Raw genomic sequence first — 15,873 nt, 5'->3', positions numbered from 1 at the left:
AATAGCGACGGATAACTCACTGTGTCGCTACGGCCCGTCTGGGCGTGGTCAGAAATTTGCCAAGCTTCATGGTGGGTTGCTCAACAAGAAGGTTGTATATTTGAGCCATAACAAACACCAAAGGCAAGCTGATCAAACTTGCGGCAAGCGGTGCAATCATCGGATCGAGCAAGTAGATCACATACATCATGATCGGAAGATGTATGAGGTATAGGCTGAAGGATATCTTGCCCAGCCAAGCCAGCATCGGTGTAGATAGAGCCTTATTGACCTTGGGCATGGCGACACAGCACAGTATCGCATGAGCTGCAATCGTGGCGTACAGAATATCCTGCATGATGAACTTGTTCAGTAGGATCAGAGCTACAGGGTAAACCGCGCAAAACGCCGCGATATGCGCCCAATTTGCGATACGATCAAATGTCGAGATTAAAGCGGTACGCTTCAGCGCCAGGAAAATACCGGCAACGAAGAAAGAGAAGTAGTACGCTGTAAGGGCGATGGCGCTCAGGAACGAGTTGGCTTCGAAGAAATTATCTCCACCTAAGTGCACAAATACTTTGCCTGCAACGACGCAAAGCGCCGGCGCAACAACTATTGTGAGCCATCGAAAGCGCATGGCCACAATTAGAAGAAGCGGAAAGAGTATCGAGGCCCGCATTTCGATAATTAACGACCAGATTGGCACATTTAGAAAGGCTGTTCCACGCATTCCACTCATGAAGAGGTGGCCAAGAAAGGCAGAAACGGTCAGGTCGTTTGTCCAGTAACCGACACCGAGCTTCAGGTTGGGATGGCTATCCGTTATGGCATTATAAGGGATCGCGAGGAGGATGGTCGCTATAGCGAAGGGCAAATAGATTCGGCATATTCGCTTTACTAGAAATGAATAGTAGTTGGGACGCTCGAAATTGTACGAAAGAGTCAGTACGAAGCCACTCAGCACGAAGAATATAATGACTGACAACCTAGCCAGTTTGTCTACATCGAACGGGATATATAACGGGACGGCGGTCCCATTGAGCATGAACACGTGGGAAATGACGACTACGGTCGCAGCAATGCCGCGGATTGAGTCCAGACCGGTAAATCGTTTTGTCATGGTATCCCTCGGCCACGATCTAACGATTGCGGCTTCCAATGCGACATTGCTGGCGCATACACTACGGTCTTAGCTCATTCGAAGCTATGGGAAATGTTCGCAATTGCGAAAAGAACTTTCCTAAGGAGCCCTCCCAGGCAGGGGCCTAAGCTGCTTTTGAGTTTGAGGGCTTTCCAGTCAATGGCGACGAATGGAGCGCGGCCTCCGACATTATCCATCTAATCGCCTCGATGGGCGCGTCTATTAACGGGCGATCGCACAGATGAACCAACAATTTCCTGCGCTGAAGGGGCTGCCCCTCGCCCGCAAAGATGAGCTGCCGCGCCCGCGCCACATCGAGAGGCAGCTTGTAAGCATCGCGCCCGAGAGGATTGGACACTCCAAAAACCTCAGCAGCCAGTTCTGCCGCAAACGACAAGGTGCCAGCCAAACCTTGGACACGCGCCTGCGCTTGCGTCTCTTCAATGCCATCCGCCGTCATCTTGCTCATGGCGACCAAGACATCGAGCGCGTGCCCGCCCGTCGGCTCCCTGTGATACACGGCCTTCACGAGATTCATTGCTGCCACCATAGCAATCCCACGCAATCCAATGGTTGGCACCGATTGGGAGCCAAGCGGAACAGGTGTCACATCATCCAGGAATTCGATAATATGTCTCGGCGCAGGCGACCCAGGCTGCTGAAGTCTATGATGCAGATCAACAGAGTAAAGTTGCCCCGGCGCGAGAAGCGGCTGCTCACCCAGGAAAAAAGTCCACCACAATCCGCTGTACCCGTCCGGTATTCGGAAACCCGCATCCAGCAGTGCCCCCCGCGCCGCCTTGAAGTCTTTCGGACTCACCAGGATATCTGCATCCAAACAGGGCTTTGCGTAATAATCGCCGTATAGGATTTTCTGTTGTAGCGGGCCTTTATAAAACGCGTGCCGAATGCCCGCATCATGCAGGGCGCGGTTTGCCGCCTGGATGATCTGTAAGATTTTCGAGTTTAAAAAAGCAATTTTTTGAAGGTCTTCAGCGAATAGCTTCTGAACCTCAAGCGCGGCTTCACTGCCTATGGAACGCTTGAAAAGAATAGCCAACTTGTTTGTACGCGCAACCGGCAGAGCATCGGCAATATCACGCACGTTGACGGAGGATTCGTCAGTTAGCGCTGGCGAAAGGATCAATTTTCGCAAACTTGCGCATAAAACGTCCACGAAGTCCCCCGGGGAATATAGTTAGTACACTATAATAATTGATAGATCAGCGGATGAAAAGACCAACAATGATTATCTATACTCGGATTTGCGCTTGGCTTTTTTAGTCCTGCGCTTGACATCCTTTATCTCGGCAACGGCGCCCTCCTGAACGGTTATCACTCGATGTGCGCACCGCAAGACCGCCGGATTGTGGGTGATCAAAAGGATGGTGACCTTCTTGCTCAACTTGGTGAGCATATCGACAATCCAGTCCGTGTTATTGGCATCCAGCGCGCTTGTCGCCTCATCCAGGATCAGCAGGTCAGGTTTTTTCAGCAGGGCACGCGCAACGGCTATACGTTGTCGCTCTCCCCCCGACAGTTTTTGCGCCCCGTCTCCGACGATCGTATCTATGCCCTTTGGGAATCTATATACAAACTCCGCTTGTGCGAGCAGCAGCGCCTTGCGGATATCCTGGGCGGTTGCCGTCGGACGCGCAATACGAAGATTGTCAGCTATCGACGCAGGCAACAGATATGTGTCCTGGGGTACATAAGCCGTATAGTCGCGCCAGGCACGAGACGTCATGCCGTCAAGCCGCAAGCCATCAACAGCTATATGTCCAGTCTGAGGCGTTATAAAGCCCATAGCCAGGTCCGCTATTGTACTCTTACCGCCACCGGAGGAACCAATGACGGCCGTAACCTTGTTTGCAGGTACATCGAATGAGACGTCCTTCAAGACATCGCCGTCACCGTAGCTGAACCTGACGCGAGAGAAACTTAGCTTGTCCTTAAGCTTAAAATGGACAAAGCCCTCTTCCCCCACGGCGCGTTCTTTTTCCTTATTGGCGTCGCATTCCGTCATGACCTTCTGCATGGCAGCCAGGGCCTGAATACTCACCAAAAGGCTATGCAACTGAGATTGAATTTCAGAAAACCGCGGTGACAGACGCATAAAGATCAAAAGGAGTAAAACAATGCGCGCGAGGTCAAGCTTGTAGACCGCGTAGGAAAAATAGATAAAAAGGCAAGCAAAGATCGCAGTCGAGGCCTGAAATATCACGTTACTCAATGACGTGTATCTCATGAATTTGACGGTCTCAACACGCATACGATCAAGTATCGCGCCCAACTCAAGAACGTAACGCCCTTCAGCATTATAGCTTTTTGTTACCTTCAGGCCGAGTAGGAAGTCGTTGATCGTTCTGTACTGGGTTCGGCGCTCACGGGTGAGCTTATCACCGTACTCCGCACTGAACTTACGCAAGGGCGTCTGAATAAGGAAAACAAGCCCGCCCATGACCACAGCAACCGCCGTCATCTTGACCGAAACGAGACAGGACAACACGGTATAGATGATAAGAAACACACCATTTTGAAACAGCATAAATATGCTGATGGCGGATTGTTGGACGCGATCGATATCGCCTGTCAAAACATGGTCAAGATCGGCAACCCGCATCCGCGAAAAGGTAGACCAGCGGGCCGAGGCGATGCTCGTGAACAGATCCATACGCAACCTGTTCAGCGTCGCCAGCAGCAGGCTATTCATGGATAGCGTTCGGACGCGTGTAATCAGAGCGCTGGAGATAATGATTGCCCCAACAACGCTCAAAATCACCCAAAGCTCGGTTTCAATCGTCTGTCCTATCAGCGATTTGAGCGGGCCGGTCGGTATGGATAGATGCGTACTATGCTGCCCATCTCCCATGAAATGGAAGAACGGCAGAAGCATGACCAAGGTCAGGCTCTCCGTGAGCCCCCCGATCAGGAGCAGAGTCAGCGTCGCAATCACCCGACGTGGCGCTGTCAGAAAAATATATCGCGCAAGAGAAAAGCACAGGCTACGCGTCTCAGCCGCCTTATTTGACGTCTGGGTGAGGCTAGCCATTCACGTCCGTCTCTACGAGAGGCACAACCTCGAACAGGCGCGCCAATTGGTCAGGCACGACCAATCGCGCAACACGATTTGCTTCCGCCAGCTTGGCGCACTGGCGGACAATTTCAGTGCCGTTTGGCGTATTGAAACTGGCCTTGCCGAAGCGATGGGAATACGAAAAGCGCATAAGGATTTGAAACTGCTCCGTGACGGTCAGAGCTTCTACTGCAGGATCCGTACCACGTTGGAGATAATAGAGTTTCCCAACATCCGTCGCTTCGTCGTAGAAGGACTCTTTTACATTATGCTGGCGCTTTTCGACCCCCGGATAGGGAATTGGCGGCATGACCTCACTCCCCGATATGCTGATCGCGGAAGACGACTCATCCGTGAACTTCATCTGCGGGAACCCGGGAGCGATCTTCGCGATTCCGTCCAGGGATATCGGCAGCACATCGTCGGTCAGAAGCTTATAACCGCGCGACACGAAAGCCCCGGCGGTTGTGGATTTCCCGGCCATTTTATCGCCCAAAAATCCAACACCGGTGGACCCCAGACGCACGGCGCTTGCGTGCAGCACGAGCGAGCCCTTCAGTTGTAATAGCAGCGCCATCACCGATCCGAGGAGCGGCACGCGCATCAGGGACTCCGGCACGCCCGGATTGAGATCGACGACAATCTCCGATGTTCCGTGAATGTCGAATTTGCCAATGGCAGCCCAGTCCAGCATTTGGAGCTCTGGACCTAGCCGAATCGAACCACCATAGGCCTCCATATTGAGGTGGCGGTCGATATGCCCTGCCCGGACAATGACATCGGGCGTATCGCTGGACGCCGGCATAAGCTCGGGCATCTCGAAGGTCGAATGAACAACGAGACCATATACAAAATATCGGTAATAGTCTCTAGACATGTTACTTCATCGCCTTTTTCTTCTGTCTTAACCAAAGCGAAAGCGCGGCGGTCCGCCACAAAATCTGTATAGATTTTCCATCTAAAGAACGGACGTTTCGCTTTCCTTCTTTCAGAATAGGTCTTACAATATCCAAGTTAATATATTCACCAACTTCATCGGCATTTCTACTAATAATGTCTTCAAGCATGGGGACATGATGTTTGAAAATGCCTATACCTACGTGTGGTGCAAAATCGAACTTGCCTGTCCGCCATTGAATTTTAGACGGCAAGATACCTTCCATCGCCTGGCGCAGGATAAGCCGTGTCCAGCCATCTTTCATTTTTGAGCTGGACGGCAACGACATGCAAAACTCGACCATACGCTTGTCGAAAAACGGAAATCTGGGCTGAGTGCCGGCTCGGGCAGCAATGATCTCAAGATGCTCCAGCACATGGGTTATATGCGCGGATCGCAGGTTTTTTTCCTGCCGCGCCGCTTCCGTTTCGGCCAAACGTTTCGGCGCTGACGTGGTCAGATTACGATATTTTGCTTGCAGAAGGTCGTCGGGCGGCGGCGTCAGCCAGTTGATTGCCTTGATAAACGCCCGACGAACGCGATAGGCACCCTTGTATTTTCCGTGGCGAACAAACAGCAGAATGAATTGAGCTATGCGGCTTTCGCCATTAAGCCGTCCCGCCCCCGCCAATTCGCGCCACACGTCGCGCCAACGCCCCACGCTGGCCAATTCGTTGACCCGCGCCAGCCCATGCGAAACCACTTCATCGCCGCCGTGGCCATCGAGGAAGACCCGAAGCCCCTCTGCACTTATGGCCTGGTAAGCCTTATAGACCAGCACCGTGCCCGGCGAATTGACCAGCCGACCCTGGACCCGCATAAGCTCCTCAAGATTTTCCAAGGGCGCATAGCCGCTGAAAGACAGAAAGTGCGGTTTGAACGTGCCAACGGCTACAGCGGCTTCGATGAAGGGGCGTTCATTCAGGTTTGGGTTATCGTCAAAAACAATCGAAAACGTATCAATCGGCCCAGTGCCGTCGGCGACGGACAGCCTTGACGCCAGACATGAGATCGACGACGAATCCAGCCCACCGCTCAACATACTGCCGACCGGTCGCGCGGCTCGCATTCGACAGGCGATAGCCATCTCCAACACCGCCCTTAACTCTGCAGGCGCAGGCGCATCGGACTCGGAGCGCGGATTGGCGGTCGGCAGCCAGTAGGTCTCCACGACCGGCGCCTGACCTGGTGTGCGCAACAGCCGACTACCAGCCGGTAGACGCGAGATGCCTTCAAAGATGATGGTGTGTTCTTGGTAATCCCGCCCAACGACGAAGTCAGCGACCTGCTGGTGCAAAACTTCGTCCTGAGCCAGACTGCGGAAAGGTGCACCCGGCGCAACCAGAACCCTATGTTCGGTGGCGATACAAAACCCGGCATCATCATGTCGGTAGAATAACGGTCGAACGCCCATGTGATCGCGGGCAGCGAAGAGTGTGCCGTTATCCAAATCAAGGATAATAAAGGCGAAATCACCAATGAAATGCTGAACACAGTCCAGCCCCCATTTGGAAAAGGCGCCCGCAAGGACCTCTGCCTCCCTAACGCCTTTGTCCAGTGACAAGGCCGAAATCAATTCTTCCCGATTATCGAAACGGATATCGCAGGTGATAACAAGCTTGCCGAACGTGAAAATCGTCGGATCTGTCGGCTCCTCTGCCAAGACCCGCATAAAACCGACCCCCAAAGCCACACCGTTTCCGGTCCAGACGACGCACCCATCCGGCGCGCGATAAGGCATCGCATCCAACATCCCCTGAACCACGTCACCTGGGCGGCCCGGCTCATTCAAAACTACGGCAGCAATCGCGCTCAACGTCCCCGCCCCTTCATTTGCGTCAACAGTTTGAACTTTTCGAGTTCGTTGTTTTCATTTCCGACGACGACAGAGTCTCCGCTGATCAGCCACGCATGGGCCAACATTGCATCGGGCCCGTCTCCATTGGCAACGCCGATGCAGACAGTAGATCCGTACCCTTTTCGTTTGAGGACAAACTGAGCCGCCATCGCGCGTGACAGGCAAGTCGAATGAGGCACATATCGCGCGCTCACGGTCACCAATCGTCCGACCCATCTCGCCAACTCAGGCGGCGCCGGAGGACCATCGCTACTGGATATTTTTTGCTTGATCGAGGCAAACGTAAAGGAGCCGATATAGCTCCGGAAATACAGGTTCAAAGCTGTATATTTCAGCAAGGCCAACAGATCTCTGGCCATTCGCACGGCTTTGTAGCTGACTGGCATTTTACGACTGCGCGCTTATCAGTCCCCGTTCGAGCAGCGAACCGATCAAAGCCTTAAGGTCTTGGCTCAGGATTTCTGCATCTACATCAAAATGTCCCGCCATGGCGTCGAAGAGCTCGCCAAAGGCGCGTGGTGACTCAAGCAGCGACCAGACAAAACTGCCAGTCTGATTAAGTCGAAAATAACTGCCGGACTTCAAATCGAGCAGGGCCGCACCACCATCCAGTTCACACGCCACTACGTCGGAAGACGCCGAAAGAATTGTAGAAGAGGATAGCAATGTGAAGCTCCAGCAAAAAAAAGAAAAGGCCCACGTTAGGCAAAGCCTATGTGGACCTTTGTACTAACGCAAAAGTCTTAAGCAACTAGTACCTGTCGAAAGTTAGGACAGGTGACCCAGGATGCTGTCGCCTTGACCCAGAGCGATATCGGCAGTGGTGCCGGAGTTCGTGTGCTGGGTGGTGGTTTCGAAATCGCCGATCTTTTCGACGGTCGGAGCGACGTAAGCAACTTTAGTTTGTTCGGTCATGATAGCCTCCTTGAAGATAGCCACCGTATGGCGGCCCGAGGACATATAGGCCACAACACCCCGGTACAGTCAATTATTGAATTGTTAACCACGTTCCCAAAAACAGCATATTGACAAAATACAAGCCCCCCGATTATCCCCTGGGGAAAAATATAAGCATTTGATTTATATGCTATTTTTTTTGAGCGCAAAAAGAAAGCTTCATTTTTTCCCCATATAAACAGTCACTTTCAGAGAAAACTATTTTGTCGAAACGATGCAGCTGTCACATTTTTGCAGCGACTTCCCCCCCAGGTTGTGCTTAAACGCAGTTAAAATTCGCGCATTAAAATGACAAAGCGCTCGCCAAGCTTCTACGGCTGACTTAAAGTAAATTTCCATCCCGTCATTCAACCGGTGAGTAAGAATCATGTTGAGCATTCCGGTCACAAAAAAAGTGAGTCACGGGGCTTGGCTAGGCGCCTTCGCGGCCGCTACCGCTCTTATTGCCGCACCCTTTGGAAAGAGCGAAGCTGAGCCGGTTATCCCGCCGGACGCCCGGTTGGTCTGGTCCGACGAATTTAACTATACAGGCGCGCCGGATCCTAAGAAGTGGGATTATGACACCTTCGCCAACCGGGATTTTTGGTGGCATAATGAACGGCAGTACTATACCCGGGCACGTTCCGAAAATGCGCGTGTCGAAAATGGTGTCCTCATTATTGAAGCCCGCAAGGAAGACCTTTCGAGCCAGAAAGACTGGGTCGGGCAGGAATATAGCTCCGCCCGCCTGATTACGCGTGGCCGAGCATCCTGGACCTATGGTTTTGTTGACGTGCGCGCCAAATTACCCTGCGGGCGCGGCACTTGGCCGGCGATATGGATGTTAAGCGATAAGGGACGCTGGCCCAAGGACGGCGAGATCGACATTATGGAGATGGTCGGCTCCAAGCCCGGCGATATCCATTCTACGTTGCACTCATCTCAAGGCGTGCCGGAGAGACTTCAGGGCAATCTACAAATCAACGACGCCTGCAAAGCCTTCCACAATTATAGAATGGACTGGCGTGAAGATGGCTTCACCTTCTACGTCGACAGCACCGTCGTTTTCACCGCCAAAAAGGGAACCGCAAGCTACGACGAATGGCCTTGGGACCACAATTTTCATCTTTTGATGAACATTGCAGTGGGTGGTGCTTGGGGCGGAATCGATGGCATTGACCCAACCGTATTCCCGGTGAGACTGGAAGTAGATTATGTGCGGGTCTATCAATACCCTAAACAGCCCGCGAAAAAATAGCCATTCGCCAACTTCTCCCAATCGCGCCAACGTGGTAAACAACATGCGCGGACGCTGCATGCATCAACAGCCTAATATTGCGCCACTCGCGATTTAATAAATGCCTGAAGTGTTGGGTCCGTGCGGCCGAACAAGCGAATGACAATACCGCGAGCCAACAGATTAACAAGTCTACGCATGGACAGAGTCGAACTAGGCAACAATAAGGATTTAGCCAATTCTATCGCGCGAACATCCGCGGGTGTTTCAAACCTATCATCCACCACCATCTGCCGCCGCTCATCCTTAGACATAGTTGACCAAATTTTTGCGCGCAGAGCCTGCACTGTCCGCTTCAAGTTCAACTCACGCACCAGGTAAGATGCATCGAGGCCGTCATTTCGGGTCGTCTGTTCTGCATTTTCAGCCCAAACGGCTAAAGGCGTCATTGCAACGTAGATTGGCTCAACGATCGAGAAGGTTCGCATATATTCCTGTACGGTCGCCGTACAGGGAAATCCGATTTCAAGAGCGCTTCGCGTTTTTGCGCTCCAAAACAGTCCGCCGTTCGACACGCCAATAGCGAAAAGTAACGATTGCCGGAACTTATGCGCGTCATACAGGCCCTCTTTGTATAATCCATCAAGAACACCAGTCGAGCTTAGCGAGGCGTTCTCGCCTCCGCTATTATATTCAATTTTCTGATTGCGTAGAACAATATGCACTCCTTTTGATTCACACACCTCAATATTGGCGGCAAAAAAGGCGTCCAGGATAAAATTGTCGTCCTCTACAACGCAAAAATAATCGGCGCCGTGCGGATTGTCGGCGGAAAAACACTGATCAATATTCCTCGACGCAAACTTTTGTGGCTGGTTTTTATGATAGAAGATCCGGCTATCTCCTAACGCAGCGCACACCGATTCACCCGCTCCCTGCGGGTCGTCGTCATATACATCACAGACCCAATTTTGATGCGTCTGGGATTGCAATGATTTCAGGCAGCGCAGAAGCTGCTCCGGCCTTTTGTATGTTGGGGTCCGAACTTGTACAAGCGGCCCGTCAAGAGTCTGCACGTGCAATTTCCCTTTTTTTCCGAGTTTGCCCAAGGACTGGACGCATCCTCTCAACCTTGGCCTTCCTGCTAAATATCTTCAAATTACAATATACAAATATTGAATATATCAAGATTGACGGCAATCCAAAATGATAGAAAAATACCGCTTCAATAAAACTTCTTGAGAGAATGTATAGAAGCAGACCCAGCATATAGGCATATTCAATTTTGCATTCCTTAAACGCTAGATAAAGCGCCTGCAATATTGCCCCATAGAAAATGAAGATCTGCATAATTAAGCCAATATAGCCCAGCTCAACGGCGTTGGTAATGTAGACGTTGTGAAAATTGAAACCAGATTTACCGGCAATACCGAAGTGATCCCATATGGCTTCGGCGTCAGAATTACCGACAACCCAAAAAGCCCGGTAACCCGTGCCAAGCAAAGGGCGTTGAGCAATTAGTGTTCTGCCATATTCCCAAAGATAGGTTCTCCCGGTAAGGGTTGTATCTTTTCCCCCAAGCTTCAGAAGGGCACTATTTATCTCATTCGCATACCCATAATAGATCAGGCTGGCGAGCAATGCGAAGAATAGGCCTGCAAATATAATGAAGAATTTCAAGGTGTTCGGTATGCGTCGCAAATTTATGACAAACAGCATCACCATTATTGAGGGAAAAATTGTCACCAGCACGCCAAACGACTGTCCCAGAGATATCATCGGAACGCTGATGAGTGCCCCAATCGTAGCCAATATCCGAAGGAACTTCCTGTTGTCGGGGTTCAAAGCTACGGCCAGCGCAAGCAGAGAAAAATTGGCCATAAAATCTGCAAACGCATTCTTACTTTGAAAAATACCCAGCCAAGCGCCATCAAGGCGTGAGCGGCCGAACAAAATGCTGCACACCACACCGATTCCAAAGGCGTAGAAGAGTATTTTTAAAAAATCATTTACACTAATACGGGTCGCAATTACAATAGCAAAACCGAGTGTAATTATAAGCTCTAAAGAATACTTAAATGTGTCCCCTGGGTGCAGTGACCAGAATATGGACATCAAACAATAAAAAGGGAGAACCAATAAATACCAATATTTTCCCAATGCCAATACTGTCTTACCGAAATGGCGAAACAAGACAATTAGAACAAATAAAATAAACAGCAGAGCAGAGGCAGACTTAAATATCGGCTCAAGCGTAATAGATATGATGGCTCCACAGATAAGCAGAAAGTCCCAAGTGAATAAGACTTTGAGATTTTTTGGAGCTGTATTTTCTCTCATTGCTTCAGACATGACATTTCGTACTTTCCATACCATCCGCCACTAGACGTTTCGACCGGATATAACCTGAGGCGTATATCGCGTTCGGTCCGCGCGCGATGACCGTCAGGTCACCGTCAGGCTCTACATTCGCCAATTCGCACCAATCGTAACGACTAAGGTAGTTAAATCCAACTTCGAAGGGACGGACTGGAGCCAAGCGCCTTGGCCGGCCATTTGAAATATCGGCGGCCCTGCCTGCGTTCTCATCGACCAATTCAATTTCTGCAACAGACGGCTCCGCACGTACAGACGGGCTTGCCTTTGCTTTGGTCAGTCTTTCGACAAAACTGCTACCGAGTCGAAAAAGCAAGCTCGGGTCAGCGCCGATCAAACGCACAACTTGAGCGATTTCCCGTTTTTTAACGGCGTCGACTAGATTGGCAAACCGAAGGCCCGCTTCCAAGGATCTGCGCCGCGCCACGAGTGACCGCTCTAGGTCTGGCAACCGCTTGACTATGCTCTGGTGTTGCTTGTCATGATTAGCGATCATGGCCGCAATTGCCACCGCACTCAATCGATGCGAAATTGATTGGCCGTGGCGTCGGTAAAAGTAACTTGGAATCGGAAAGACGACAAACGTTGCGCCAGACAAGATGGCGCGAAGCAGAAAATCATAATCTTCGCCAATTTTCAGCGTCTCATCGTATCTGAGGTTTGAGACGACGGACGACCGGATCATAGGCTTTAAATAGCCGAGGTTAGGAAGATCAGCCTCTCCGGAATTGCATCGAACAAATAAATCTGCCGTTACGCTAAACGGCGCATCAGCATACCGTCCGGAAAACATTAAGGTCGTTGGCAGACGCGGACCATCGTGGAAGTACATGAGTTCGTCAGCCACAATATCCGCTTGCTCCCGCGCGGCGCCATTCAGCAGATGTAGAAGGCGATCGGGATGCAAGATGTCATCTGAGTCAACAATCGCGATCCAGTCCCCCGTAGCCACATCAACAGCCCTATTACGGGCACGCGCCGGCCCTGAATTGCTCTCGGCTGCAAGTACCTTTACTCGTGAATCGAGGGCAGCGAAGTCCGAGGCGATCTGGACGCTGTCATCGCTGGATGCATCATCCGAAAAGATCAATTCCAAATGGCTATGGGACTGACACAGGACAGACCGAATGGCCTCTGCAAGATGGCGCGCACCATTATAATTCGCCATAATTACAGAAACAAAAGCAGCAGACGCATCAGTGGTGGGCATCATAGGTCCGCAGTCCTAAACCAGGCAAACTAACATGAATGACCATTACGCGTGATATATCGATAGTAAAATTCAGGTCAATCGCTACATACGGAAAGCCCACATTACTGAGTATAGTACTTTTTATACTCTTTATAATAGTAACCGCTATCTCCGTAGCCGTACTTGGACTGTTCTTTTACGTTGATTTGCGTCAGGACAACGCCGCTGACCTGAGCGCCGACGTCAGTCAGCAGGCCCAGAGAATTCTGGACGGCCTTACGTGGCGTCTTACGCCACCGCACCAGCATAGCGACAACATCCGCCTTGCGACACAGGATACGCGTATCAACCACAGGAAGGACGGGGGCAGTATCCAAAATAATAACGTCAAAGCGGCTCCGCAGCGTTGCCAGCAAATCGTCCATCAACGGCGAGCCGAAAACATCGCGTGGCGTATAGGTGCTTTCCGCCAGAGGCAGGAACTTCACATTCGTGACATCGTCAGCAACCAGAACCTCGTCAAGCGTGGCGCTACCCGCAAGGACCTCAAGAAGACCCGCCGTAACTTCCTTGCCGATCATTCGGTTGATCGACCGGCGACGCAGGTCGCAATCCAGCAGAACGACAGACTGACCAGACATAGCCATCGTACGGGCAAGGCACATCGAAGTTGTCGTCTTACCTTCCCCAGGCAGCGAAGACGTGACGGCGATGACCTTTACCTCTTCTCCAAGGCGAGAATAGATTAAGGACGCCCGCAAATTCCGGAAGCCCTCCGAAAACACCGACAATGGCTTGTCCACAACATAGGCGACGGGCGTCGTCTTCGTTGACTTGTCGAGCGTTGAACCCAGATCACTGACACCGGCCAAGTAGGGCTGACCCAACAGTGTTTCGACGTCACGCCCTGTGGTCAGGCCGCTATCAAAAGCCCGGCGCAGGAATACGAGCGCAGTGGCAAGACCAGTTGCACACAAGAAGGCAAAAGCGACACCCAAAGGAATATTCGGGGAACTTGGCCCACCGGGCAGAGTCGCGTTGGACACAATCCGCGCATCGGTACGGTCAATACCTTGCTGAGCCGAGGTCTGTTTGAAACGATCAAGGTAGGATTGATACAGCGTTGAGACGGCATCGGCATTACGCTGAAGCTCATTCAGCTTCACCATTGCTTGGTTATTGCCGATCAGTTGCCCCCTCGCCTGGCCAACGCTCGATTGGAGCGAGGCGGTCCTTTGCCTCTGAATTTGCGCCTGCGCTTCAAGGTTGGAGATGATCCGCTTGATTTCGGCGTCAATCTGTTCGTCGATATCCGCCATCTGGCGCTTTGCCTTCACGACCTCAGGATGCAAAGGCCCATATCTGGACTGCAGATCGGCAAGTGACTGGCTGACCGCGGCCCGCTTCGAGCGCAGATCTCCGACGACAGGCGAATTCAACGCTTCGCCTACGTCATCCCCAGCCGAACCACTGGCCAATTGCCGCTTGGCGACAGCCAGGCGCGCATCGGCTTCGGCCTGATCGACCTTAACCGTGGCGAGTTGTTGGTCAAGAGTCGTAATCTGTTGCTGCCCCAGTGTGTTGTCACCTGTTGCATTGATCAGATTATTGGCAATTTTGTATTGTTGAAGCGCCGTTTCGGCTGCCTCGACCTGTACCTTCAGTTCCCCGAGGCGCGAATTGAGCCAGTTATTGGCTTCCTTGGTGGCTTCAAACTTCGCCTCGAGCTGTTGCGACAGATATAGGCGTGCCCATTCATTGGCAATGCGTGTCGCCTTCTGCGGCGACTTCGCCGTGTAGGAAATATTGATAATTCGCGTTAGCGCCAACCGGCTTACACTCACCCGGCTTTTGACGCTATCAACGATCGCTTCATGAAGCCGCTGCTTCGCGATAGGCGACAGGCCTTCCTGAGAGATCGGCTTTGTCTTGACCAGTCCGAAATACTTGGTCCCACCTAGATACGGGTTAAACTCAGGATCCAGCTCAAGATGCAGGGAATCCACCACCCGTTCAGCGAGCGCTGTCGACTGGAGCACTTGAACCTCTGTGTCAATCGTCGTCGTATCCGAAGGCAGTCCCGAGAGAACGTCCTGCGACGGCATCGTATTCATGGTTCGCGGGTCGAGCATAACCTGAGACGTCGCCGTATACAGCGGCGTCTTGGTGGCTATAGGGACCAAAATAAGCGCAAACGTGACTATAAATACGCCAACAAAAAACCGGGTAAACCGACGCAGGTCGGAAATCAGACTTCTAAGGTCGAATGTCGGAAGCACAATTTCAAAAGAGTCGTCGTCAATTCGCTTTGAAATCTGAGTAGGAGTCTTGGTCATTTTCGCTTCTTTTGACGCCGATTATCTGAGCGACGGGTAAGGCTTGACATTAGTATTGAAGGACTAAAGATATTCTAAAGAGGTTATCCACATACCCCGGAATACCTGCGCTACCGGTGGAATCATTCTTTGAGTATTGGTATTGCCCTTGGAAACTCACCCGCCGTGACATCATGTACCGGGCACCGAGCTCAAAGCTGGTCCGACGATCCGTCCGGTCTTCACCCTTATAGTCATCAGAGATCAAGCCGTAGGACGCGTGCAGCAATAGAGGCCTAAGCAATTCATAATCAATACGTAAGTTGGTATTGTTCGAAAGAAAGCTGGAAACGCCGATATCAGGGGTTTCCTGAACCGAGCTGCGATTGGAGAGCGTCACCGTCATAAGCTGGGTTGGGAAATACTCCACCTTACCGTTTACGAACGTCCCGCTTGCCGGCTTGAAGGCCGAGTTCTTGTATTTTTGCTCGAGATGACCAACCTCAACCTCGCCACGCATCAGACTGGTGATCTCGAAATTGGTGCCCACTGCCGCCGAATAGCCGTGCGAGTTACGGTTTACGCTGCTGGATTGATAGTCGCGACTGTTGCCCGAATAGGAGCCATAGACGGCGACGCTCGGACTAATGGCATAGTCTAATCGCCCAGAAAAACCTGTCGTTGAAAAATCGCGTCCATTCTGCGGAAGGATATTGCCATTCGCATCCCTAACATCAAAGAAGTTCAGCTTCGAGTAGTTCAGCACGCCGGTCATCCGGATGCGATTTTGCTCCCAAACAATGCCAGCGTTTACCTCGGACGT

General features: G+C 51.7%; 14 protein-coding genes. 1 reads left to right on the top strand and 13 read right to left on the bottom strand.

Translation table 11 applies throughout. The features are described 5' to 3' along the window. Positions 1–16: 16 nt before the first annotated feature. From AEAC466_RS43285 to AEAC466_RS43255, 8 genes are all read right to left on the bottom strand, one after another. Entirely contained in the window at positions 17–1,102 is a 1,086-nt protein-coding gene (locus AEAC466_RS43285) for an acyltransferase family protein (protein WP_031239690.1), read from the bottom strand. A 145-nt stretch (positions 1,103–1,247) separates the two neighbouring features. Next, positions 1,248–2,228 carry a nucleotidyltransferase family protein gene (locus AEAC466_RS43280; protein WP_162148984.1) on the bottom strand — a complete coding sequence of 327 codons (981 nt, stop codon included), beginning with the start codon at positions 2,226–2,228 and terminating at the stop codon, positions 1,248–1,250. 144 nt (positions 2,229–2,372) lie between these two features. Beyond that, entirely contained in the window at positions 2,373–4,175 is a 1,803-nt protein-coding gene (locus AEAC466_RS43275) for an ABC transporter ATP-binding protein (protein WP_023460278.1), read from the bottom strand. Then, positions 4,168–5,076, bottom strand: coding sequence for a hypothetical protein (locus AEAC466_RS43270; protein ID WP_023460277.1), 909 nt, complete (start codon positions 5,074–5,076; stop codon positions 4,168–4,170). The genes AEAC466_RS43275 and AEAC466_RS43270 overlap by 8 nt, the downstream gene beginning before the upstream one ends. Position 5,077: 1 nt before the next feature. After that, on the bottom strand, positions 5,078–6,952 hold the full coding sequence (locus AEAC466_RS43265) for an asparagine synthase-related protein (protein WP_155913917.1): 1,875 nt from the start codon (positions 6,950–6,952) through the stop codon (positions 5,078–5,080). Further along, positions 6,949–7,338, bottom strand: a complete 390-nt coding sequence (locus AEAC466_RS44040) for a lasso peptide biosynthesis B2 protein (protein WP_162148983.1) — start codon at positions 7,336–7,338, stop codon at positions 6,949–6,951. The genes AEAC466_RS43265 and AEAC466_RS44040 overlap by 4 nt, the downstream gene beginning before the upstream one ends. Positions 7,339–7,381: 43 nt before the next feature. Then, positions 7,382–7,660 (bottom strand): PqqD family protein, encoded by a 279-nt coding sequence (locus AEAC466_RS43260; RefSeq protein ID WP_031239683.1) that lies wholly within the window; start codon positions 7,658–7,660, stop codon positions 7,382–7,384. Between the two features lie 102 nt (positions 7,661–7,762). Then, positions 7,763–7,909: a lasso RiPP family leader peptide-containing protein gene (locus AEAC466_RS43255; protein ID WP_155913915.1), complete on the bottom strand. Its 147-nt coding sequence runs from the start codon at positions 7,907–7,909 to the stop codon at positions 7,763–7,765. A gap of 409 nt (positions 7,910–8,318) precedes the next feature. Between AEAC466_RS43255 and AEAC466_RS43250 the strand changes: the two genes are divergently transcribed. Then, positions 8,319–9,188 carry a glycoside hydrolase family 16 protein gene (locus tag AEAC466_RS43250; RefSeq protein WP_023460272.1) on the top strand — a complete coding sequence of 290 codons (870 nt, stop codon included), beginning with the start codon at positions 8,319–8,321 and terminating at the stop codon, positions 9,186–9,188. A 71-nt stretch (positions 9,189–9,259) separates the two neighbouring features. Here AEAC466_RS43250 and AEAC466_RS43245 read toward each other — a convergent pair whose 3' ends face one another. From AEAC466_RS43245 to AEAC466_RS43225, 5 genes are all read right to left on the bottom strand, one after another. Continuing rightward, on the bottom strand, positions 9,260–10,243 hold the full coding sequence (locus AEAC466_RS43245) for a glycosyltransferase family 2 protein (RefSeq protein ID WP_023460271.1): 984 nt from the start codon (positions 10,241–10,243) through the stop codon (positions 9,260–9,262). Beyond that, positions 10,230–11,519, bottom strand: a complete 1,290-nt coding sequence (locus AEAC466_RS43240) for an O-antigen ligase family protein (protein WP_023460270.1) — start codon at positions 11,517–11,519, stop codon at positions 10,230–10,232. Before AEAC466_RS43240 ends, AEAC466_RS43245 begins: the two co-directional genes overlap by 14 nt. After that, complete coding sequence (locus AEAC466_RS44035; protein WP_023460269.1) at positions 11,512–12,756, bottom strand: glycosyltransferase family 2 protein; 1,245 nt, start codon at positions 12,754–12,756, stop codon at positions 11,512–11,514. The genes AEAC466_RS43240 and AEAC466_RS44035 overlap by 8 nt, the downstream gene beginning before the upstream one ends. Before the next feature lie 101 nt (positions 12,757–12,857). After that, the gene (locus AEAC466_RS43230) at positions 12,858–15,071 is read right to left on the bottom strand and encodes a GumC family protein (protein WP_023460268.1); all 2,214 of its coding nucleotides are present in this window, start codon (positions 15,069–15,071) and stop codon (positions 12,858–12,860) included. Between the two features lie 49 nt (positions 15,072–15,120). Beyond that, positions 15,121–15,873 (bottom strand): outer membrane beta-barrel protein (locus AEAC466_RS43225; protein ID WP_023460267.1); only part of this gene is annotated, 753 nt, incomplete at its 5' end.

Origin of the sequence: Asticcacaulis sp. AC466 (assembly GCF_000495815.1) — a bacterium.
Classification (GTDB): Bacteria; Pseudomonadota; Alphaproteobacteria; order Caulobacterales; family Caulobacteraceae; genus Asticcacaulis.
This window is presented reverse-complemented; position numbering and strand designations above follow the sequence as displayed.

What these genes read in the sequence shown, in the direction of transcription:
- AEAC466_RS43285 (WP_031239690.1), bottom strand. Translation starts at nt 1,102, where the DNA reads ATGACAAAACGATTTACCGGTCTGGACTCAATCCGCGGCATTGCTGCG.
- AEAC466_RS43240 (WP_023460270.1), bottom strand. Translation starts at nt 11,519, where the DNA reads ATGTCTGAAGCAATGAGAGAAAATACAGCTCCAAAAAATCTCAAAGTC.
- AEAC466_RS43250 (WP_023460272.1), top strand. Translation starts at nt 8,319, where the DNA reads ATGTTGAGCATTCCGGTCACAAAAAAAGTGAGTCACGGGGCTTGGCTA.
- AEAC466_RS43255 (WP_155913915.1), bottom strand. Translation starts at nt 7,909, where the DNA reads ATGACCGAACAAACTAAAGTTGCTTACGTCGCTCCGACCGTCGAAAAG.
- AEAC466_RS44035 (WP_023460269.1), bottom strand. Translation starts at nt 12,756, where the DNA reads ATGATGCCCACCACTGATGCGTCTGCTGCTTTTGTTTCTGTAATTATG.
- AEAC466_RS43275 (WP_023460278.1), bottom strand. Translation starts at nt 4,175, where the DNA reads ATGGCTAGCCTCACCCAGACGTCAAATAAGGCGGCTGAGACGCGTAGC.
- AEAC466_RS43270 (WP_023460277.1), bottom strand. Translation starts at nt 5,076, where the DNA reads ATGTCTAGAGACTATTACCGATATTTTGTATATGGTCTCGTTGTTCAT.
- AEAC466_RS43230 (WP_023460268.1), bottom strand. Translation starts at nt 15,071, where the DNA reads ATGACCAAGACTCCTACTCAGATTTCAAAGCGAATTGACGACGACTCT.